Annotated in this window: 14 protein-coding genes; 6 read left to right on the top strand and 8 right to left on the bottom strand. The window is 46.5% G+C overall.

Annotation, left to right across the window (positions count from 1 at the left end; all coding sequences use genetic code 11):
- Positions 1–489: 489 nt before the first annotated feature.
- The 4 genes from FN815_RS06195 to rpsF form a co-directional block, all read right to left on the bottom strand.
- Entirely contained in the window at positions 490–2373 is a 1884-nt protein-coding gene (locus FN815_RS06195) for a protein-disulfide reductase DsbD family protein (protein ID WP_246075170.1), read from the bottom strand.
- Positions 2374–2593: 220 nt separating this feature from the next.
- Complete coding sequence (gene rplI / locus FN815_RS06190; RefSeq protein ID WP_142453755.1) at positions 2594–3040, bottom strand: 50S ribosomal protein L9; 447 nt, start codon at positions 3038–3040, stop codon at positions 2594–2596.
- 18 nt (positions 3041–3058) lie between these two features.
- Entirely contained in the window at positions 3059–3310 is a 252-nt protein-coding gene (gene rpsR, locus FN815_RS06185) for a 30S ribosomal protein S18 (protein WP_142453754.1), read from the bottom strand.
- A gap of 30 nt (positions 3311–3340) precedes the next feature.
- Positions 3341–3727, bottom strand: coding sequence for a 30S ribosomal protein S6 (gene rpsF / locus FN815_RS06180; RefSeq protein WP_142453753.1), 387 nt, complete (start codon positions 3725–3727; stop codon positions 3341–3343).
- Positions 3728–4339: 612 nt separating this feature from the next.
- Between rpsF and FN815_RS06175 the strand changes: the two genes are divergently transcribed.
- The 6 genes from FN815_RS06175 (at position 4340) to FN815_RS06150 (ending at position 15275) form a co-directional block, all read left to right on the top strand.
- Entirely contained in the window at positions 4340–5326 is a 987-nt protein-coding gene (locus tag FN815_RS06175; RefSeq protein WP_142453752.1) for a hypothetical protein, read from the top strand.
- On the top strand, positions 5326–7056 hold the full coding sequence (locus tag FN815_RS06170) for an ATP-dependent DNA ligase (RefSeq protein WP_142453751.1): 1731 nt from the start codon (positions 5326–5328) through the stop codon (positions 7054–7056). Before FN815_RS06175 ends, FN815_RS06170 begins: the two co-directional genes overlap by 1 nt.
- A 485-nt stretch (positions 7057–7541) precedes the next feature.
- On the top strand, positions 7542–9299 hold the full coding sequence (locus FN815_RS06165; protein ID WP_185957190.1) for a PKD domain-containing protein: 1758 nt from the start codon (positions 7542–7544) through the stop codon (positions 9297–9299).
- A 395-nt stretch (positions 9300–9694) separates the two neighbouring features.
- On the top strand, positions 9695–11023 hold the full coding sequence (locus FN815_RS06160; RefSeq protein ID WP_142453749.1) for an efflux RND transporter periplasmic adaptor subunit: 1329 nt from the start codon (positions 9695–9697) through the stop codon (positions 11021–11023).
- Between the two features lie 11 nt (positions 11024–11034).
- Positions 11035–14148, top strand: coding sequence for an efflux RND transporter permease subunit (locus FN815_RS06155; protein ID WP_142453748.1), 3114 nt, complete (start codon positions 11035–11037; stop codon positions 14146–14148).
- A 179-nt stretch (positions 14149–14327) separates the two neighbouring features.
- Positions 14328–15275 carry a DNA-3-methyladenine glycosylase family protein gene (locus tag FN815_RS06150; protein WP_142453747.1) on the top strand — a complete coding sequence of 316 codons (948 nt, stop codon included), beginning with the start codon at positions 14328–14330 and terminating at the stop codon, positions 15273–15275.
- A 247-nt stretch (positions 15276–15522) separates the two neighbouring features.
- Here FN815_RS06150 and pelA read toward each other — a convergent pair whose 3' ends face one another.
- The 4 genes from pelA to FN815_RS06130 form a co-directional block, all read right to left on the bottom strand.
- Entirely contained in the window at positions 15523–16650 is a 1128-nt protein-coding gene (gene pelA / locus FN815_RS06145) for a pectate lyase (RefSeq protein ID WP_142453746.1), read from the bottom strand.
- 455 nt (positions 16651–17105) lie between these two features.
- Positions 17106–17765, bottom strand: coding sequence for a LutC/YkgG family protein (locus FN815_RS06140; RefSeq protein WP_142453745.1), 660 nt, complete (start codon positions 17763–17765; stop codon positions 17106–17108).
- The gene (locus FN815_RS06135; protein ID WP_142453744.1) at positions 17758–19185 is read right to left on the bottom strand and encodes a LutB/LldF family L-lactate oxidation iron-sulfur protein; all 1428 of its coding nucleotides are present in this window, start codon (positions 19183–19185) and stop codon (positions 17758–17760) included. Before FN815_RS06135 ends, FN815_RS06140 begins: the two co-directional genes overlap by 8 nt.
- Complete coding sequence (locus tag FN815_RS06130; RefSeq protein ID WP_142453743.1) at positions 19182–19919, bottom strand: (Fe-S)-binding protein; 738 nt, start codon at positions 19917–19919, stop codon at positions 19182–19184. Before FN815_RS06130 ends, FN815_RS06135 begins: the two co-directional genes overlap by 4 nt.
- Positions 19920–20266: the final 347 nt, after the last annotated feature.

The following is a 20266-nucleotide window of genomic DNA, read 5'->3' as shown; positions in this document are numbered from 1 at the left end:
TATCGAACAAGGAACATTGAATATGGAATATCGAAGTGTGAGGAATGGATTCCATATCCATGCTTTTTGATAGCCTATTTATTATACAAACGCTTTGATAAGTCTCAGAATTGGTTGTCCCGTTTTATTAGGCCGGGAAATATAGATCGATCAAGTAACCAGTTATTTCCGCTTTTGGATGATTAAAGGAACGAGCAGTAACCAAAAAGGTCAAAGCGGATGCTTGAACCAGCCCGGAAACAGGCTATAAATTTTCAGGCTGAGAAGCCTTGGCACGAACACCCTCCGCATGTTTTGATGAATCAAAACCCGCCACCTCCCTCAAGGGAGGACTTATTCGAGGCAGGCTTCTATTTCCAAAACTTTTAAACTTCTTGATCTTGATTTAATCTCGTTAAAGTCTCTCCCCGAGGAGAAATCAAACAAAACAGCTGTTCTCCCGAGCATTCGGGATGAGAGGTGTTGGTGCCAAAGCCTCGAACAGCTTACTTATTCCCCATCAAACTGTGCCAATCCTTCATCCAGAAAAGCCACGAAATCATCTTTCTTGGTGTAGCCCAGTTTTTGGGTAATCAGCCGTCCGCTTTCGGGATCTACAATGGCATAGGTAGGCAATGCCACATTACCCGTAAGTTCAAACTGGAAGCGTTGATTGGCTGGGCCATCTGTGCCTCCATCGGTGTATAATTTCACCAGCTCCATTTGCTCAAACCGGGATTGTACCTCGGCCAGTGGAAATACGTTCGATTCCATGGCCCGGCAGTTGGTACAGGTATAGCCGGTGAAATCAATGAAAACGGGTTTGCCTGCTTCTGCAGCTACTTCTCTTGACGCTTCGTAATCATCCGACCAGCCTTCATCCGCACTGGTTGCAGCCGCTGTTCCGCCCACTGTACCGATAGAAGCCACCAAGCTTACATCCGTGGCTTGTTTTGGGGGAAGAAAAGCATCCCAGATTCCCAGTGAAGAACCAAGCAATCCCGGGATCAAATAAAAACTAAACAGGAAAAACGGAATAGCTAACAACATGCGACCGGTAGAAATATGGTCTGGCTTGGTTTCGTGCTTAAGCGAAAAGCTTCCGATAAGATAGAGTCCGGTAAGCAGGAAAATGGCAATCCAGGCAGCAATGGTGAACGGGCGTGATACCAGTCCCCATTCCCAGACTAAATCGGCATTGGAAAGAAACTTGAAAGCTGCCGCCAGTTCGATAAAACCGAGCAGTACTTTCACGATATTCATCCAGGCACCACTTTTGGGTAACGACTCCAGCCAGCTGGGAAATGCCGCAAAAAACACAAATGGACTTGCAAAAGCAGCCGAGAACCCAATCATTCCAATAATAGGATAAAACCATTCGCCCCCGGTGGTAGCGGCAAATACGCCTCCTACAAATGGGGCCGTGCATGAAAAGGAAACCGCGCTGATGGTTAATGCCATAAACAAAATTCCTGCAATGCCGGAACTTTGATTACTCTGACGATTTAGCCAGTTGGTTAATTGATGGGGCAATTGTAGTTCATACATGCCCAACAAACTGAACGCAAAGAGAATCAACACCAAGGCTATAAACAAATTCACCCAGGGATTAGAAGCAAAGTTTTGAGCCCCGGAAACCCCAAAAATAGCAGCCAGCAACACCCCGAGTAGTGTAAAAGTAATTACAATGGCGATGCCAAACATAAAGGCTTTACCCACGCTTTTACCTTCTCCGTCCTGCTTAGAGAAATAGGAAACGGTAAGCGGCACCATGGGAAATACGCAAGGTGTTAAAAGTGCGGCAAAACCAGCTAAAATGGCAAGCCAGATGAACCCAAAAATTCCATCCCCGCCCAGACCTGATCTTGAAGTAGAGCCACTGTTTCCATCATTGACTGCTTCACTATTTGAGCTGGCAGAAGTAATAGCGGCTTCAACCGGATTCTCTGAAACACCGGCCACTTCTACAGCTGCAATGATAGATTTGGTTTTGGGAGGCAAGCAAACTTTGTCATCACAAACCTGGTAATACACTTCAATATCCAAGTTCTGTCTGCCTTCACGGTCGGTTTTAATGGCTATCGGAACCGCAAAAGAGGCAAAACTGCTGTGCCAACCCAGTTCTGTTTCAAAGTTGGGATCATACTCTACATCCGCATCAGACTCAGTGACCTCACCGGTCAGTACAAAATTGTTGGATTTGGCAGAAAACTCGGTAGGAAAAGGCCCTGCATCCTCGGCATTTAGGATAGAATAAAGATGCCAGTCACCTTCTATAGAGGCTTCAATTTCAATCTCGAAGGTTTCCCCAGCAAGTACGGTATCCGGGGAGCTGGATACGCTAAACGAAACCGGATCAGGGATTTGGGCTTGCAAAAAAAATGGGGACATCATCGAAATGATCATCCCCATTAAAAGATATTTCACTGAATTCATTGACATTAATTTCATGGATTGCATTCGGCTGAAAGTATATCGAATCTCCGGCGGCTAAATCAACCGGCCTTATTGACCGATTGTAGCATTTCGTGATTTCAACGTCCGGTATAAATATATCATATTTCCGAACTCAAAATAAGTGAAATTAATTCAGAATTCGCAGGTCAAAAAAGGATCATTCGTCCTTAACTACCCAGAATTTCACTTTAGGATTCAGGTCGCCAACAAGGTCAACCGTGGCAGTATATTCACCCAATCCTTTCACTTCCTGATCCAGGCTGATATCGCGCTTGTCTACAAGGATTTCACGCTCTTCAAGCGCATCGGCGATATCGGCGTTGGTTACGGTACCGTGGATACGATCTTCGTCGCCCGTGGTAACGGAGATAGTGAGGGAAGTAACTTCCAACAGCTGAGCCAGATCTTTGGCTTCCTGTACGGTAAGCTCGGCACGTTTGGCGGCCTGCTTCTTCAGGCGTTCCAGTTCCTGGATCGCACCTTTGGTAGCCATTACAGCTTTGCCCTGCGGAATAAGGTAATTGCGGCCATAGCCGTCTTTCACGTCAACCACTTCACCGGCACTGCCTAATTTTTCTACGTCTTCTCTTAAAATAATTTTCATCGTTCTGTCAGCTTTTAATTATCGGAGGTTATCTGCTACATATGGCATCAGGCCAAGAAAACGGGCGCGCTTAACGGCGATCGTCAACTGTCGCTGATGTCTGGCACTGGTTCCGGTCACACGACGGGGCAGAATCTTGCCTTGGTCGTTGGTGAAACGCTGCAGGGTTTCTGTGTCTTTGTAATCGATATATTCAAGACCTGCGCGGGTAAACTTGCATTGCTTTACCTTGCGCTGGTTTTTCTTCGGGTGTGATGGATTCTTAATCATAATATAAGTTCTTTAGTAGGGAGGTTAAATTTAATCGTCGTCTTCTTCGTTATCTTCCTCATCTTCAATAGCAAAGATATCCGGTACTTCATTTTTCTTCTGAAGCTCACGGTGACGCAGCATTTTTGCGTCGTACTTTAAGGTGAGGTATCGCATAACGTTGTCGTCGATGCGCAGTTGGCGCTCAATCTCAGCAATCGCTTCGCCGGGAGCAGTGAAGTACATGTTCACGTAAAAGCCGTTGCCTTTGCTGTCCATTTCGTATGCAAACGGACGCAGGCCCCACTCGTCAACTTCTTCAATTTCGCCACCGTTGTCTTCGATAAGCTTGTTAACTTTATCAACGGTTTCTTTAAACTTATCCTCTTCGAGAACAGGATTTATGATATAGGTAAACTCGTAATAGTTTTTACTCATTTCGGTATGTGTTTCTTTGGTTGTTTTCAGAGATGAAAACAGTCGCCCTGGCACTTTGCCGAGCAACAGAGAAGCCAAAGATACGCTTTTTTTGCAGTCTTATCCAACCTCTGCGTTTTGATTTTTTTGGATGATGGGTATTCAGGTTGCACAAACAAGATTTTCCATGGCACTCACACCCTCCGCGTGTTTTGATAAATCAAAACCCGGCACCTCCCTCAAGGGAGGACTTCTCCGAAGTGGAATTCAATAACTAAATCCTAAATTCAACTTCCAACCTATTATCCAAACTCCAGAAGTCTCTCCTTGAGGAGAGATCGCCTAATGCGGCTGTTCCCGCATTGGGCGTGAGAGGTGTTGGTGGCAAAGCCTGATCTGCTTTTATTAAAATTGCTATATAACTGTGATTTTTTTGATGCAGTGTGATTTGTGAAATTAACATCACAGAACATCAATTACATCATACTTAATAACAGTTTAAGCTCCCAAGTTGACCCACATAATTCTTAAATATAGATGACACGAACTGTCACCCTCTCTTCTTAGTTTAGTTAATGAACTTTCAATAAAATGTAGATTCCTGCCTGCCAGGGATGACTTTACCATAGATAAATGCTAAAAATCACCAAAACCGGAAATCACGGAATTTTGCTACCCGATTTGGGCATTGGCCTGGATTACTCCGGTCCTGATGCACACTTCAATTTTGTATCGCACGGGCATGCCGATCATATTCCCTGGAAGGTTTCAGGAAAAGTGTATGCCACCGAACCCACCAAAAAGTTCATGCGGCTGCGTGGAAAAAGCTATCCGGTTGAATCGCTGGATTTCGGCATCCCTATACAAACCACAGATGCCACGGTGACGCTATATCCGGCAGGACATATCCTGGGCTCGGCTATGGTCTTCGTGGAAAGTGAGGAGGGCAACCTGCTGTACACTGGCGATTACCGTACCCCGCCCTCTCCCGCCACCGAGGGATTTGAGCTGCCGGTAAAGCCGGTCGATTATTTCATTACGGAAGCTACCTTCAGTCTGCCGGTGTACAAGTGGGCGCCTCACAATCAGCTGCAGGATCAAGTAACCGGTTTTGTAAAGGAAGCCCTCGAAGCCGATGCGACACCGGTTTTCCTCGCCTACAATTTGGGGAAAGCACAAGAGCTGCTGTATTTAATGAAGGACTATGATCACCCCAAACAAATACACGGTGCCGGCTATAAACTGTGCCAGGTGTATGAAGATTCCGGGATGAGTTTGGGAGATTACGAGACCTATGATCGTGAAAGCTGTGAGGGAAAGATTCTGATTTGTCCCTCTTCCGCCCTGTCCAATGGTTTTGCCTCCAATGTGCGCAAGAAGAAAATCGCCTATTGTTCGGGATGGGCCGCTATGGAGGCACGACGCAGTCAGCTTACCGTGGATAAACTGATTCCCCTTTCCGACCACCTTGATTTTTTCGAACTCATTCGTCTTTGTGAAAACTTGCAGCCGAGGAAAGTACTCATCACCCACACGCCAAACCCAAATGTAGTGCAGCATTATCTAACGCAACGGAATATTGATGCCATTTCATTGGAAGCCTACGCGGAGGCCAGCTGATGCCATTGTCCCATACCCTTTCGAAACCAAACACTTTTAGAAAACTGGCGGAAACGGCCCAAGCTATTGCCGAAACCCGGGGCAGCAATGCCAAAATTGCCCGCTGTTCCCAATACTTTTCTACCTTGGAAAACGACCGTGATCTGGACTTAGCCGCCTGTTTTTTAGGTGAGGGCGCTTTTTCTGATGTTTCCGGGAAACGGGCTTCCGTAGGCAGCCGTACGACCTCTACCCTGGCTGCTGACTTCTGTGAGATTGATTACGACCTGGTTTTTAAACCATGCAAAACGGCCACCGGAAGTGCCTCCGAAACCATCGAAAAGCTCTTCACTAATATACAGGAGGCAAAAGATAAGTGGTCGGGACGCGGACTAAGCCTGGAGGAAGTCAAAAATATTTATGACCGGCTGTATGAGGTTTCTTCCCGAAACGACAAGCAACAGATCCTGCAGGAAAGCTGGGAGCAGATGACACCACTGGAAGTAAAGTATTTCATCCGCATAATGGGACGGGGCTCTCTTCGCATTGGCTTTGAAAGCAAAAGTATAACCTCGGCACTGGCTAAAGCTTTTGATCATCCCGTAAAGGATATTCGCCATGTGCACATGTTGACCGGCAGCATTGGTAAAACGGCGGTCATGGCGAAAAACAATCAGCTGCACGAGGCCGATTTCCAGCTTTTTCAGCCGGTCGCTTTTATGCTGGCATCACCGGTGGAAAGTCGTTCGGTTGAAGATTTTGAAGCCTATGTTGCGGAAGAAAAATTTGACGGCATGCGTTGTCAGCTCCACGCCAAAGGTGATGAGGTTAAAATCTTTTCCCGTGATTTAAACGATATCTCCGGTTCCTTCCCAGAAATCATCAAAGAATTTGCAGCCAAAGAGTTGCCGGGTACCGTTCTGGATGGCGAAATATGTGTGTATAAAGAGGACACCATTCAGCCTTTTCAACTTTTGCAGCAGCGGATGGGCGTTAAAAAGCCATCTAAAAAGATACAGAAAGAGTATCCCGTGGCCCTTATTTCTTTTGACGTGCTCTATCATAATGAAGAAACTTTGTTTGCCAAGCCGCTCACCGAACGCCGAAAACTACTGAACGAATTATCCGGGGAATATCAGTTGCCGGTTACCATCCAGAAAGCCATCACCGCAGAAGAAGATGTGGATGTGCTCTTCAAACAGGCGCTGGAACATGGAAATGAGGGGTTGATGCTGAAGCATAAGCACTCAGCTTATGAATATGGTCAGCGCAAAAAATCATGGTTAAAAGTAAAACAACCGGGGGGTAGCCTGGATACCATTATGATGTATGCCCACGCCGGCAGTGGTAAACGAGGCGGTACTTACTCTGATTTCACCCTGGGGGTCTCGGTCCGGGAAGATGAAAGATATGAGGAGGAATTCATCCCCATTGGAAAAGCATACGGCGGGTATACGGATGATGAGCTCAAGAAGCTGAATGCCCGCATTAAAGAAATCACAGCTGAAAAATATGGGCCTACTTTGGGCTTATATCCAGACATTGTGATTGAGCTGGAGTTCGATGACATCCAGGTGAATAAACGAACCAAAGCCAATTACACGCTGCGATTTCCCCGGTTTAAAGCCATACGCTGGGATTTGTCCCCCGATGATGTAGATACCCTCAAAGATGTGGAACGGCTGTTTGAGGAAAAATTGAATCAGGAGCGTTTAGGGCAAGCGCAGAATCCTTCTTTTGAAGTTAAGTAGTCATTACTCAGCGTCTACACATTACGTAAATAGCCAGAAAAGCATCTTGGGAATTGGTTAAGCACAATATGGTGATGAACGCATCCGACCTTAAGAACCCCGAATGGGGTTAGATATTAATAGCCCCGAGTAAGCCTGAACAGGCGCAACCCGAGGTTCCAGGCCAGATAAAAACAAGCTTCGCACATTGGTTAAAAAAGAGAAAAATGTAGGGCGAAGCTTGGGCAACCATAGCATTGGTGGTGAGGTCCAACCAACTCTCGAGTGATTTTTCAGCATAATTGCTTTTCAAATTTTCAATTCCTCTTAAAAGATTGTCTGCTAATACTTTATATACCAATAGATAGCATAGCTTTTCTCATTCCTTTGGTTTCTAACATTCTGGCTAAACTACCATTACCGTGACTCTGACCTGATTCCCATCTCACTTTCGTATTACCAAGTGAAAGAGATTCATAATTTTTATCAAGAAAATGGAAAGAAAGATGAGGTCAAAGATCAAATTATTCTACCTGCTAATACCTGTAATGCTCATTTGGGGATGTAGCGAGAATGGCACCGGCCCCAACGATCCAGACGGTGATGATGACGGAGACAACCCTCCTGCCACTACTTTAACTGCCGACGCTGGTGAGGACACCGATGAAATAGTTGGTTTTCTCGTTACCGCTGATGGTTCTGATTCGGATGGAGACGGTACCCTCAGTTATTCCTGGAGTTTCATCAACACACCGGAAAATAGCACGGCTTCTCTTGCTAATGCAGAAACAGAAAATCCGGAGTTCACTCCTGATTTACCCGGGGAATACTCACTGGAACTTGAAGTCAGCTCCGGCGATGAAAGTGAAACCGACACGGTCACCTATTCCGCTATTGCCAAGCGTATTTTTGTTGATGCCAACGATGGCACCGAAGGCGACATCTACGGCTTTCTTGAAGAAAGTTCACTAAAGACCATCTCCAGTGCACTATCACTCTATGAAGAAAATCCGGATAACGATTTTTTGGATATCGATACCATCTTTGTAGACCAGGGATTGTATGATGAGGCGAATGGGGAAAACTTCCCGCTGGACTTCAGTGGTGAACTACTGGTGATTGGAGAAGAAACAGCTGCCCGGGAAGACGTGCATATCCTTAGCCCAGATGTGGACCGTGACCCGGCTGTCTATCTCGGAGAAGGGGTAACGATACGTCACCTGCACATTGAAAACGGATATACCGGGGGCACTTTTAACGGCGATCCGGATGCTGTGTTTGTTAAAAGCGGCAGTTCACCAGAAAGCTCTTATGTTACGCTTGAAAACGTCACACTGCGTACTAATAATAACAACGGCTACATTATGTCCACCGGTTCAAATATCAATGTGGAAGTTAACGGTATAAACGGAAGCAGAAGCACCCTGGATGCAAAAGGAATCGGCCGGGCCTACACGCACCGGTTCAACACCTCTAATGTACGCGTGGATATGGAAAACACCGACATTATGGGCATTGGGAATGATGATGCTTTTGCCCTGGAAGCGGCCAGCAATGGAAATTTATATCTGATCAATTCCACGATTAAACCCGGTGCGGAATCTTCCCAAAACAATGCTGCTATAAATATTGGAGGCCCCGGAACGGTACTGCTTGACAATACCACTATCACCAGCAGCGACGGAACGGAATCGGGCAACCGCTTTAAGTTTGCCATTGATATGGACGCCGATCACCCGGGCGCCAATGTTGATATCCAAAACTCAACCCTACAATACACACTGTGGTCAGCCATTGAAATGTATGCCTCTGTATTTCAAATTAATGACAGTGTGATTGAAGGAGTTCACACACAAAGTACCGCCGATGGTGCTGACTTAGCCCGCAGCGGAATTGATCAACTTGACGGCACCCTGATTCTACGGGGAACTACCATCCGAAACAGTAATGGAAATGCTATAACTATAGATGGTCCCGTAAGCCCCAACGACGATGACTTTATAGTTGATCTGGGTAAAGAGAATACACCGGGACAAAACACCTTCCAGGATATTGACGGCTTTGATGTACTTGTTGGCCGAGGCAGCGATGATGTTGCAGGAGAGATACCTGCTATTGGAAATACTTGGTCCAATGGTTCAGCCTCTCCAACCTGTGGAAATGAGTTGCCGGGTTCTTCAGAAAACGCACAAGAAGAAGTCTACATAAGTACAGACCCAAACAGCCTTAGATGGGGAACGGCTGCTGGTGAAACTTGCAACTAACACGATATATAATCTAGTACTATAGTCGTTTCATCTTATTTAAAGGGAAGTATCAGGAAGTATAATTCTGTTGCTTCCTTTTTTGCTTTAATCCGTATTTGTTCACTCAGATAATTTTATTTCATATCTCTAAAACGATAGCATCTCTAATTTTGTACTAATAAGAAGAGATTTTATGCATTGTGTGCATGATATATCTGGTAAGCCGAATATTCTTGCCGAATTGATTTAGTTAAGCATCATTTTCACAGTTAAAAAATGTAACTGAAATCTCTGAAATCCCTTGAGAAGTCCGGTAAGTCCCTATCTCCAATCCCTTTAATAGCATTTAACAATTGGACGGGAGCGCTTTCTCCCAAATAAGGGTTATTTTCTGTCTAACTAAATATGCAGCAATGAATACATCAAATACGCTCTTTAAAACCAGCCTGTTAACGATCTCACTCTTCTTGTTGATTTCATGTAGTAGTGAACAGGAAACTTCTCAAAACAATCGCAATCCGGAATCATCGGTAATACCCTCGGTGGAAGCCGTACAGGCCCGTTATGGCTCGCTTCCCCTGGTGGAACGCTTCAGTGGCAACGTACGCTCCGAGAATCAGGTGCCGCTGTATCCTGAAATTACCGGTACCATAGAAGCCGTTTATGTGGAAAACGGACAATATGTTGAAAAAGGAGAAAGATTGGTTCAGCTGGAAACCACCCAGCTTCGAAAGCAGTTGCAGCAAGCGGAAGCCGGACTTCGAATCAATCAAGCCGAACTACGTCAGGCCAAGGCACAACTTGGGGAAGTTGAATCCCAATACCGCCGCATCAAGCAGCTTTCCGATCGGGAATTGAGCAGTGACTTGGAACTGGAACAGATTGAAGCAGAACTGGAAACGGCCGAAGCCGATGTAGAGCTGGCCGAAGCGCGTGTAGAGCAAGCCCAGGCACTAGTAGAAGAGCGACAAGAACAACTGGATCGAACGGTGGTTCGTGCCCCGATATCCGGTACTGTAGGACAACGCAATGCTGAGATTGGCATGCAGGCATCCCCAAATACCCAACTGTTTCTTATTGGTGATCTTGACAGACTTAGAGTAGAAATTGTACTTACGGAAACCATGCTCAATCGTATTCAGGTAGGTCAGCGTGCAGAGATTTTGGTTGAAGATGCCTCCGGCGAACAACAAACCATTCAAGCTGAACTCTCACGAATCTCTCCTTTCCTGAACCAACAAACCCGCAGCACCGAAGCAGAAATTGATGTAAGTAACAACAGCGGACTACTACGGCCCGGAATGTTCGTTCCTGTGGATATCTATTTTGGAGAAAGTGAGCAGGCAACGCTTATCCCAACCAGTGCTATTTATACCGATCCTACCTCTGGTCAGGAAGGCATTTATGTAGCCTCATCTCTGGGCAGCGAAATTCAGCCTGCCAACGATCCCGGCGACTCCAGCAATACCGGGTCCTCCTCAACCCTCACAGAACCAACTCCGGTTCAGTTTAAACCCATTAATGTGGTAGCTGAGGGACGTATGGAAGTAGGCGTCAGAGGTCTGGAAAGCGGACAATGGGTAGTAACGGTTGGACAGGATTTACTAAGTGAGGGACGTGGCGAGGCACGCGTGCGTGCTATGAGCTGGGAACGTATTGTAAGGCTACAACAGCTTCAGCGTGAAGACTTGCTGCGACAGATCATGCAGGAGAAAGATCAATCCAATAACATCAACCTTTAAGAGCGAAGACTATGCCTATCACTGAAACGTCGATTAAGCGCCCTATTGCGACTTCGATGGTCTTCCTGATCATCATAACCCTGGGAGTTATTGGTTTTCGGTTTCTCCCGGTTGATTTACTTCCTCCTATTGAATATCCCCAGCTTACCGTAGCTACGGATTATGCCAATGTGGGCCCCGAGGAAATGGAGCAAATCATTACAGAGCCCGTTGAAAATGCACTTGCCGGCGTACCGGGCGTAGAACGCGTTCGTTCCAGATCGGAAGAAGGCGGCAGCCGGGTTACCCTGGAATTTGCCCAAAGTGTGGATGTAGATGTAGCCGCCAATGATGTACGTGCTGCCCTTGACCGTGTTCGTGATGACATTCCCCCGGAAGCCGAGCCCCCGCGAATCTGGAAGTTTGACCCTAATAACTTCCCCATTGTAATCGTGGGTGCCAATTCGGATATGAACCTGGCCGATCTGACCGATCTATTGGACCGGGAAGTAACCAAACGCTTTGAGCAAATTAATGGTGTGGGCTCTATCGACATCTGGGGCGGTATTGAGCGTGAAGTTAAGGTAGATATTAAGCGAGACCGTCTCATTGCTAGTGGCCTTACTACGGCGGAAGTGCAACAAGCTATTGCTCGAGAAAATGCCAATCTGCCGGGAGGGAATGTAAACTCCGGCCTGCAGCAATTGTATGTACGAACGCTTGGTGAGTATGAATCGATAGATCAAATTGCCAATACGGTCATCACAACCATCGATAATAAACCCATCCGTGTTAAAGATGTCGCTGAAGTTTCTTTTGGCTACCAAGATCTGGACCGCGTGGTATATATTGATGAGAAACCTATGGTACGCTTTGGCATTCGCAAGCAGACCGGAGCCAATACCGTAGCGGTAGCTGAAGATATCCGGCAACAGGTAGAGCAGATTAACAGTGAACGCAATGACCTTGAGCTTTTTGTAACCATCGACCAAAGCCAGTTTATTCAAAGCTCTATCGATAATGTGCAAAGCTCAGCCATTTGGGGAGCTCTATTAGCTGTAGTGGTTTTATATGTGTTTTTCAGGAATGGGTCCTCTACTTTTATTATTGCTGTTGCGATACCCATATCCATCATTGCCACTTTTGCCCTGCTGTATTTCAATGATCTTACCTTAAACCAAATGAGTTTTGGAGGGTTGGCCCTCGGGGTTGGATTGATTGTAGATAACGCCATTGTGGTGTTAGAGAACATTATACGGCTTCGGGAAGAAGAGGAAGAAGAACTGGAAGCAAGTGCGTTGATCGGGACTAAACAAGTGGCCGGTGCTATTGTGGCCTCCACCCTTACCACCTGTGTAATCTTTTTACCGGTGATGTTTATGCAAACTATTTCAGGATTGATGTTTCAGGAACTGGCGCTGGTTGTTGTATTCTCCCTGGTCTGTTCTCTGCTAGTAGCACTGACCCTGGTCCCAATGCTTTCCAGCAAATTCCTGACAGTTAAAAAAGGCGGAAATTCTAAAAAGGGAAAGTTCCAGAAGTTTTTCCAGAAGATGGAATTCAAGTATTCCGCTATGCTGGAGAAAATCTTGAACCGTAAGTCATGGGTATTTGGGATTACAGGTGTGCTGGTTGTTGCCAGCTTTCTGCTCTTACCCATTATTCCTGTTGAGTTAGCACCTCAAACCGATGCCGACGAAATCGACATCGACCTGGAGATGGCCGATGGAACCAACATTGCCGTTCAAAACCTGTACCTGAAAGAACTTGAGAATATCGTTCGGGCTACGGTTCCCATGGAAGATGTAGAATTTTTTACTACCGAGGTTCGCGATGGACGTGCTGAAGTGGAACTTGCTATGGTTCCTCAGTCTAAACGTTCTCAAAGCACTTCGGAACTAGCGGATCAAATCCGGGAAAACCTCTCCGGTAAAATCCCCGGTGCCGACATCCGAGTTAATGCCGGCTCTGGATTATGGATATTGCGCCGTGTATTTGGCGGTGGTGGCGCAGAGGACGTGCAGTTTGAATTACGCGGCTATGATATTGAAAAGGCGTACGAACTGGCCCAACAGATCAAATTACGGGTAGAAGAAATCCCGGGCATCATGGAAGTACGTGTCGGACGAAGTGAAGGAAGCCCGGAGGAGCGCATTATTTTTGATCGCGAGAAAATTGCCGACCTGGGAATGTCTATCAACCAGGTTGCCCAAATAATCCAAACCAATATTGGTGGTAGTCGTGCGGGCTCTTACCGTATTGGCGGCGATGAATATCCTATTACCGTTCGCCTGCGTCCTGAAGACCGTTTAGGTACGTTGGATCTAGACAATATTTCAATCCGTACCCCGGCTGGAGAAGTACTTCCCGTCTCGGCTGTCATCAGCAAAGAACGCGCTCGCGGACCGGAAGATATCAACCGAATAAATGGACAGCGCGTGACCAACATCACCGCAAACCTTTCTGGTGATATGGCTCTTGGAGAAGCCGTAGAAGCTATTCAGGAAGAATTAATTGACTTCCCGCTCCCCGAAGGATATTCGATTGTCTACGGCGGAGAATACGAGGAGCAGCAAAAAGCAGCCTCTGACTTCAGCATGGCTATCGTGATGGCCTTTATTTTGATTTACATGGTGATGGCCGGACAGTTTGAGCGTTTCTCTGATCCCCTGGTGGTAATGTTTTCTGTGCCTTTAGCTATTATAGGCGTGATACCCGCCCTCTTGCTTACCGGCACTACCTTGAATATTCAAAGTCTGATGGGAATGATTATGCTGATCGGAATTGTGGTAAACAATGCCATTGTGTTGGTGGATTATATCAACCTGATGCGCCGCGAGAAAAACATGCCGGTTTTTGAAGCGGTGGTTGAAGCGGGAAGATTACGTTTGCGCCCCATACTCATCACTACCTTAACCACTGTACTTGGACTGTTACCTCTCTCCTTTGGAATCGGCGCCGGTGCAGAAATTCAGGCTTCCCTGGCCCGTGTAGTTATTGGTGGACTGACCGCTTCTACCCTGGTAACATTGGTGTTTATCCCTGTGGTGTATGTAACCACAGCCAATTTATTGGAAAAAGCCAAGGCTATCAGCTGGAATCCCTTTGGTTATGCCTCATCTAAAGAAGTGGAATTGGCTAACTGAGAGGCTTGGATTTAGTAGATAAGTGAATAAGTAGATAAGGAAAAACGCAACTCGTTCCAACGCTCTGCGTTGGAACGAATGTGATATATACCCCTTTATAAATCACTGGATAACTGGACTCATTAACCCAGAATCCTTATTTACTTTTTCACTAACTAACTTATTACCTAATCACCACTATGAGCTCCTGGACCTTAAAATCTATTCCTCCGCACGACTGGTTTCTTTGCCTGGATGTGGAATCCTATTTCGATCACGAACATGAACCGGAAAAAATATTTGAGGAAGGATTTACCCGTCCTTTGCCCGTTGGCGATCGTGATATTATCGTAACTGTGTTTTTTAATGGTGATCCGGAAAACCCTGAATTCCACATAGAAACACCGGAATCGCTTGATAAAGAAGAGATTGAGGTAGCGAACCAAAATCTGGCCAAAATTCTTGGTACCGATATGGATTTGCGTCCCCTGTATGAAAAGGCTTCTGATGATCCTGTGTTGGGAAATAAATTGAGTGAACTCTATGGACTGAAGCGCATGACCCGCGCTAATCTGTTTGAAGACATCTTGTACCGTATTGTACAGATGCAGATGAACCACAAGCCAACGGCTAAAAAGATGATGTTCAAAATCCGGGAAAACTATGGCAGTGCCCTTATGCACGGCAAGCAAAACCTGCCTGCCTGGCCGCGGCCGCATCAGTTGATGAAAGCCGACCCGGCCAACATCCGCAAAATGGGTCCTACTTTGCGAAAAGGGCAATATCTGGTCGGTCTTGCCAACGACATTGTAGCCGGTAATGTGGACATGGATTTTCTTATGAAATGTGATCCCGAAACCTTCTACAACACCATCACCAAAATAAAAGGCATTGGCCCCACTTCCGGACAGGATTTAATGATGATGCGTGCCCGAACCGATGCCGTTTTTCCCTCCGTAAAAAAGAAAGGCGAAGAAAAAGGTTTGCGCCGCTGGATTATCTGGAGCTACGGTGAAGATCCCCACAATACTTCCGAAGAAAGATTCCAGGAACTCATCACAAACTGGGAAGGCTATGAGGCTGCAGCCCTTGAGTTTCTATATGTGAATTACGTGCTGAAAGAGAAGGAAGAGCAGGCGAAGAAGTAATTAAGGAGGGAATAAGGTAATAAGAGAACAACCGGGTGATTTGACAGGGAAATTCGGGATCATAATTTTATCAAAAAAACTCTGACTTATAATCTGACTGGTGATAAGATTTAGGAATCTGTGTCCCTCATGGAGGGACAGAAAATTCAACCTGTTGAATTTTCAGGGAGGGCAGTCACTCTGATTATAGAATCACTATATTTTCCTCTTACTAAACCTTATTCAAGAACCGCATGAACAAAAATAGCTATTTCAGTCCCTCCCTCTTTTTCCAGGCCGGATACTTTTCTTCAATCAGCTCCGCCGGCCAGTAGCCGTACCAGGCGTAACCGCCCCGGCGTTCCGGATTGACTTCGGCCAGGGAATATACTTTTTCACCAGACCGGGTGGCGAAAAAAGGAGTATTGCCCTCCACTTCATAATAACGAGCCCAAATGGTAGATGCCGAAGAATCTATGGTTACCTTTCGGTCCACATCCAGATTTTGACCGGGATAGGTATCCGGGGAAATATGAATGGTATCGATGCGGATATTTTCCAGACCGGACCTTCTCATCCAGCTTACTGCGGCATCAACGGCTTCAACGATCCGTTCATCGGGGTTATTAATCTGCATCAGGAATTCCACAACGCCTACCGATTCCCTCGAAACCACCGCCGGAAATTCATAGGTACGCCCCTGCACCGGCTCCAGCGTTTGATGATCGTGCTGCTGTCCCCATGCTTTTTTTACGCCATTCACTTCAATCTGACAACGTAGCGTCACATCTAAAGCTTCATCAAAAGCCTGATTTAGCTCCCGCCTTAATTCCGGTTCCACCCATTCGTAATAGGATTTTCCTGTTTTCACATCCAGCAGCACTTCCATGATGCCGGTCATCACATTATCATTAAAAGTGATGGCATCCACATCCCAGCCACGCCAGCCTCCGCTTGGGTTTTGGGTTTCCAGGATATATCGGAGTCCTTCTTCTGCACTTTCCCTGTATTTCTCATTTCCAGTACGAGAGTACATCCTCGCCAGAAAATCTATTTGAGGATGGGTGTTGTCGTTGTCGAAGGTGCTTTGGACATCACGCGGGCTTAGGGTGTTCTTCAGAGAATCCATATCCACATCCGCCAGCCAATCGATGTTCTTGGGCCAGCCGCCGTCTTCATTTTGAAAAGTCACCAGGTTGTCGGCAATGCCCCGGTAATTGCTGGTATCCAGCCGCGGATAATCTAACTCTTCGGCAAACAGTTCATAGTGATGGATCCCGTCAGCAAACTTATCCAGGCTGATCGGGATCTCTTTATCAGGATCTGCATGATTTGAACATCCGACAAGAAAAGTTAAAAGTATCAGGCAGGTATACTGATAAGTCATAAAGTTCATTTTCTCCAACTAACTGATTTCAATTCCTTTCCGAATTGCAATGTAATCCTGCCCATTGAAAAATGCGAATGTGGTTAGCGAAGTTGAAAATACTTAATGCTCTTCGATTCAAGCATCTTTTCCCATTTCGAGCATCTCACATCCCCCTGCTTCAGACCTGAAGGTCTGAACCGGTCTCCCTTCAAAGGGAGAATTATCAGTTAATACGCATGGAATAAAGAATAACTCAGATATAAATAACTGAATATTAGGCTGGTAAATAGATAATTCCCTCTTTGAAGAGGGACCGGAAATTTCTTTAGAAATTTACAGGGGGATGTGCGATGGTGGATTCAAACGATGAGCCTTATTATCTCTCCCTTTTACTTACTACAACAGTTTGAACCAAGATTAAAAGGATTGACAGGATTGCTTCAACATTCCTTATTCAATGTTTGTTATTCGGTGTTCCATGTTCACCCACCTACCACTAAAATATCCAACTTGCGCGGGCCGTGCACACCCTCCACACGGTTGAGCTCGATATCAGAAGTAGCAGACGGACCGGAAATAAACGTAATCGGCCGACCTTCTTTTTTTACTTGATCCGATACCCCGGCAAAGCCTTCAGGAACGGTTTCCACTATCTGATCTTCCCGAACAATGCATAAATGATAATCGGGCAGCAGGGAAAGTACGCGTCTGCCTTGTCCCGCCCCGGCATCCAGAATAATGGTTCCGGTTTGGGCCACAGCCAGCGCACAGGTAGAGATTACTCCGTCCAGTTGATCTAGTTCGTCGTGAGATAGAGGTGCACCGGAATCATCAAACTGTGGCTCCAGCAGATCCGGTAACCAATCGGTTTTAAAACCGGCAGGAATTACCATTTTTATAGCCTTATGGCGATCACAGGCTTTGCTAATTTCATCTTTTAGCTCTTCTTTCTTGATCCGTTTCACAGTTGCCTGGTATTCGCCGGAGCGTTCTACAAAAAGTGTTACCAGCTCTTCACCACTCAGATTTCCTTTTTGGATGTACTCACGGTTCACTGCAACATCTTCCCGTTTTTCATCCGCAGGCACCTCTTTCAGGGCTGATTGTATGCGGTGCAGTATTTCATCTTTGGCTTTACTCATTGCGGTTCCTCCACCATTCACGGAATGTTTCTTTGGGGATGGGCTTCAGATCCCGCATGGCGCTCCAGCCAGACAGATAGCCCGGCAAACTGGAGATCTTTCCATCTTTGACAAAAATATTTTGCCCTGTTTGAGCCAGCTTCTGCGCCCGTTCATACCTTTTTGAATTCTTAAATGCCTGGGCCATCAATTTCAATCCCACATGCTCCGGGTCCAGTTTAGCTTTTAACGAACCATTACGTTTCTTCTCGTCCACAATTTTGCCCCGCAGGTGCACCAGCACTTTGGGGATATCAATCTTAACCGGACAGACTTCATAGCATGCTCCACATAAACTCGAAGCATACGGAAGCGAAGCTGCTCCGTCATCTTCAATGCCTTTGAGTTGCGGCGTTAAAATGGCGCCTATGGGCCCGGGATATACGGAGTGATAGGCATGTCCGCCGGTACGTTCGTACACGGGACATACATTCAGGCACGCACTGCAGCGGATGCAATTCAACGTCTGCCTTCCCACTTCATCGGCCAATACGTTGGTTCGGCCATTATCCAACAGCACCAAGTGAAACTCCTGGGGACCATCGCCCGGCGTAACGCCCGTCCAAAAGGAGTTGTACGGATTCATACGCTCGGCAGTAGATGAACGAGGCAGCAGCTGCATGAATACTTCAAAATCCTGCCAGGTAGGGATGAGTTTTTCGATGCCCATCACCGTAATCAATGTTTCAGGTAGCGTGGTACACATCCGGCCGTTGCCCTCCGATTCCACCACGGCAATGGTTCCGGTATCCGCCACGCCAAAATTCGCGCCGCTGATGCCCACCTTTGCACTCAAAAACTTCTTCCTGAGATATAAACGGGCCGCCTCTGCCAAATCCTCGGGGCGATCAGTCAATTCCTTGTTATTTAATTTCTCCCGAAATAAATCCCGGATCTCTTTCCGGTTTTTGTGGATGGCCGGCACCAGTATATGCGAAGGCTCATCCTCAGCCAGCTGTACAATCAGCTCCGCCAAATCCGTTTCCAGCGCCTGTATGCCTTCTTTTTTCAGGGCTTCATTCAGTTTGATTTCATCGGTGGTAATGGATTTTACCTTCACCACTTCATCCACCTGCTGCTGTTTTACCAGTCCGGTAATAATATCATTGGCTTCTTCCGCATCCCGTGCCCAGTGTACGTGTCCACCCGCTTCCTGTACGGATGCCTCAAGCTGTAACAGGTATGAATCCAGATGACGCATTACGCGCTTTTTCAGCTTGTTGCCGGCTTCCCGGAGATGCTCCCAATCGGGCATCTCTCCCACAATATCAGCACGTTTATCCCGGATGGTATGGGTCGCGTGGCCCAGGTTTTCCCGCAGTTGCGTGTTGTTTAGATAGGCATCGGCCGTTTCCTGAAAAGTGGGTGTTTGCCTGCTCATTGGTTCTCCTCCGTTGAAGCCAAAATTTCCGCCAGGTGAACCGCCTTGGTATCACTTCCTTTGCGTGATAACCCTCCTCCGATGTGCATCAGACACGAATTATCAATAGACGTACAGGCTTTGGCTCCCGTACTTTCGATATTCTTCATTTTATCGCTGAGCATAGCCATGGAGGTATCGGCATTTTTCACGGCAAAAGTTCCTCCAAAGCCGCAGCATTCTAATGCGCCGGGCAATTCTTCCAGTTCCAGTCCCTTCACTTTTCTCAATAATTTCAGCGGTGCATCCCCTACATGCAGCATCCGAATAGAATGGCAGGTGGGGTGAAAAGTTACTTTGTGGGGATAATAGGCTCCCACATCTTCAATACCCAGCTCATCCACCAAAAACTGCGACAGCTCATATACTTTTGGGATGATTTCTTCTACTTCTTTTGCCAGTTGTGCATCACCGGAACGTTCGGCCACTTTGGGGTAAAACTCGTGAATCATAGCCACACAAGAAGCAGACGGCGCCACGATATACTCCGCATCTCCAAAAACATCGATAAACTTGCGTACCAGCGGAATGGCCTCTTCCTGGTATCCGGTATTGTAATGCATCTGTCCGCAGCAGGTTTGTTCGAAAGGGAAATCAACGGTATGTCCTAACCGCTCCAGCAAACGAACCATGGCTTTGCCCGTTTCAGGGAACAGCGTATCGTTAAAGCAAGTGATGAACAGCGAAATGCGCATGGTAGATTTTATAATGAATTTAAGAGACTGTTTTATAGGTGCCTGTTATTGAAGGCAAGGTCTGGATGCTATGGGAAATCAAAAAGCCATTGTTGCTAAAACTCTTTCTTGTTTCTTCCCTAACATCCAAGGGAGCCAACAAAGGAGACGTAAGTAGGACTACAGAGTTACTATCAATAGTCCCACTGGGACGACCGAGTGTAGCCACGGACTTTGGTCCGTGGAAACATGCGTGCCCTGGCTTAGAAACCTCCGCACCATTACAACCAAAGGCGTAATGTCCATTCGGAGGTTGGGCTGGCAATATGCCAAAGATACATCTTCACGGCTTCTATTTGTGTTCAACA

Source organism: Gracilimonas mengyeensis (genome assembly GCF_900182705.1).
Taxonomy (GTDB): domain Bacteria; phylum Bacteroidota; class Rhodothermia; order Balneolales; family Balneolaceae; genus Gracilimonas; species Gracilimonas mengyeensis.
The sequence above is the reverse complement of the archived record's forward strand: the minus strand, read 5'-3'. Positions and strand labels throughout refer to the sequence as shown.

What these genes read in the sequence shown, in the direction of transcription:
- FN815_RS06195 (WP_246075170.1), bottom strand. Translation starts at nt 2,373, where the DNA reads ATGATGTCCCCATTTTTTTTGCAAGCCCAAATCCCTGATCCGGTTTCG.
- FN815_RS06170 (WP_142453751.1), top strand. Translation starts at nt 5,326, where the DNA reads ATGCCATTGTCCCATACCCTTTCGAAACCAAACACTTTTAGAAAACTG.
- rpsR (WP_142453754.1), bottom strand. Translation starts at nt 3,310, where the DNA reads ATGATTAAGAATCCATCACACCCGAAGAAAAACCAGCGCAAGGTAAAG.
- FN815_RS06165 (WP_185957190.1), top strand. Translation starts at nt 7,542, where the DNA reads ATGAGGTCAAAGATCAAATTATTCTACCTGCTAATACCTGTAATGCTC.
- rplI (WP_142453755.1), bottom strand. Translation starts at nt 3,040, where the DNA reads ATGAAAATTATTTTAAGAGAAGACGTAGAAAAATTAGGCAGTGCCGGT.
- FN815_RS06150 (WP_142453747.1), top strand. Translation starts at nt 14,328, where the DNA reads ATGAGCTCCTGGACCTTAAAATCTATTCCTCCGCACGACTGGTTTCTT.
- FN815_RS06135 (WP_142453744.1), bottom strand. Translation starts at nt 19,185, where the DNA reads ATGAGCAGGCAAACACCCACTTTTCAGGAAACGGCCGATGCCTATCTA.
- FN815_RS06175 (WP_142453752.1), top strand. Translation starts at nt 4,340, where the DNA reads ATGCTAAAAATCACCAAAACCGGAAATCACGGAATTTTGCTACCCGAT.
- FN815_RS06140 (WP_142453745.1), bottom strand. Translation starts at nt 17,765, where the DNA reads ATGAGTAAAGCCAAAGATGAAATACTGCACCGCATACAATCAGCCCTG.
- rpsF (WP_142453753.1), bottom strand. Translation starts at nt 3,727, where the DNA reads ATGAGTAAAAACTATTACGAGTTTACCTATATCATAAATCCTGTTCTC.
- FN815_RS06130 (WP_142453743.1), bottom strand. Translation starts at nt 19,919, where the DNA reads ATGCGCATTTCGCTGTTCATCACTTGCTTTAACGATACGCTGTTCCCT.
- FN815_RS06160 (WP_142453749.1), top strand. Translation starts at nt 9,695, where the DNA reads ATGAATACATCAAATACGCTCTTTAAAACCAGCCTGTTAACGATCTCA.
- pelA (WP_142453746.1), bottom strand. Translation starts at nt 16,650, where the DNA reads ATGAACTTTATGACTTATCAGTATACCTGCCTGATACTTTTAACTTTT.
- FN815_RS06155 (WP_142453748.1), top strand. Translation starts at nt 11,035, where the DNA reads ATGCCTATCACTGAAACGTCGATTAAGCGCCCTATTGCGACTTCGATG.